We start from the raw sequence: 1,190 nt of genomic DNA, 5'->3' as shown, positions 1-1,190 counted from the left end.
GCTCGCTTGTATGGTAGGACTTGAAGGGAGGAGGAGGGACAAGGCTCGATTCTGACTGTTAGCGCAGTACAGATCCGTGGGAGATTTCGCCCCTCCTCCTTTCACCCAAGCGCCGATAAAGAATGCATCTGGCTAGACCGACGATAGGAACAAGCCTGCGCCTCTGGGTGAGCCCTTCAAGTGCTCAAAACCATATCTCGGGGGATGTTCAATGGCAATGCCGGTTTCTGCTATCAAGCCAATCGTGGGCGTGGATGTCGCCAAGAGTGAATTGGTGATCTATCACGCCGAACTGGATCTGCTTGAGACGCTTCCCAATAACAATCCAGCCATCAAGAAATGGCTAAAAGCCTTGCCGGCACCGGTCGATGTCGCGATTGAGTCGACCAATATCTATCACCTGGAGTTCGCCGACCTGGCTCATGAAGCCGGTTGCACCATTTACATGGTCGGCGGCTATGAACTGAGCCACTACCGCAAAGGTGTGAAGGTTCGCGCCAAAACTGACGCACTGGATGCAAAGTTGCTCGCTCGCTATCTGAAGAACGAGTATGAAGAACTCCATCCTTGGATTCCGCCCTCGCCGCTCTACCGTTGCCTCTTGAGCCTTTTCCGTCGGCGTGCGGCGCTGGTTCAGGCGCGGGTTGGTCTGGTGCAGAGCTGGACAAATGAACCGCTGCTCAAAGCCGCTTTTGCCGAGCAAGTGGCCTCCATGCAGAGGCTTGAAGGGTTGGTCGAGAAAATGATCAACGACCGCCTGAAAGAGGCCGGCTTGCTGGCCCAGTTGAAGCGTTGCATGAAAGTTGAAGGTATTGGTTTTCTGACTGGCGCCCGCTTGATCGCGGCCTTTCAGCGGGGGGACTTCAGGAACGCAGATGCCTTCATCGCGTTTTTAGGGATGGATTTGCGGGTGTCGCAGTCAGGACAAAAGGACGGTCGTCGCAGCCTGACAAAACGAGGGGACCCGGAAGCGCGTCGACTGCTGCACAACGCCGCCATGTCGGCCAGCCGCACAGCTGCCTGGAAAGGTTTTTACCAAGAGCAAAGAGCCAGAGGGTTCAGCACCACGCAGGCCCTGGTGATTTTGGCCCGCAAACTTGCCCGGATCGTATTTGCACTGCTGAAAGGGCAAGGTGAATACCAACCGAAAGCAGGTTGAGGGCTTCCCCTCAACCATAGAATCTCCCACA

The 1,190-nt window shown here is 55.6% G+C and carries 1 protein-coding gene; it reads left to right on the top strand.

From position 1 onward, the window contains the following. Positions 1-211 precede the first annotated feature (211 nt). Positions 212-1,159: an IS110 family transposase gene (locus ACM6IK_RS22685; protein WP_414876088.1), complete on the top strand. Its 948-nt coding sequence runs from the start codon at positions 212-214 to the stop codon at positions 1,157-1,159. The last annotated feature ends 31 nt before the right edge of the window (positions 1,160-1,190 follow it).

Origin of the sequence: Pseudomonas sp. IT-196MI5 (genome assembly GCF_949767415.1) — a bacterium.
Taxonomy (GTDB): Bacteria; Pseudomonadota; Gammaproteobacteria; order Pseudomonadales; family Pseudomonadaceae; genus Aquipseudomonas.
The sequence above is the reverse complement of the archived record's forward strand: the minus strand, read 5'-3'. Positions and strand labels throughout refer to the sequence as shown.

Excerpts from the sequence above, each read along its gene's own strand:
- ACM6IK_RS22685 (WP_414876088.1), top strand. The coding sequence starts at position 212 with ATGGCAATGCCGGTTTCTGCTATCAAGCCAATCGTGGGCGTGGATGTC.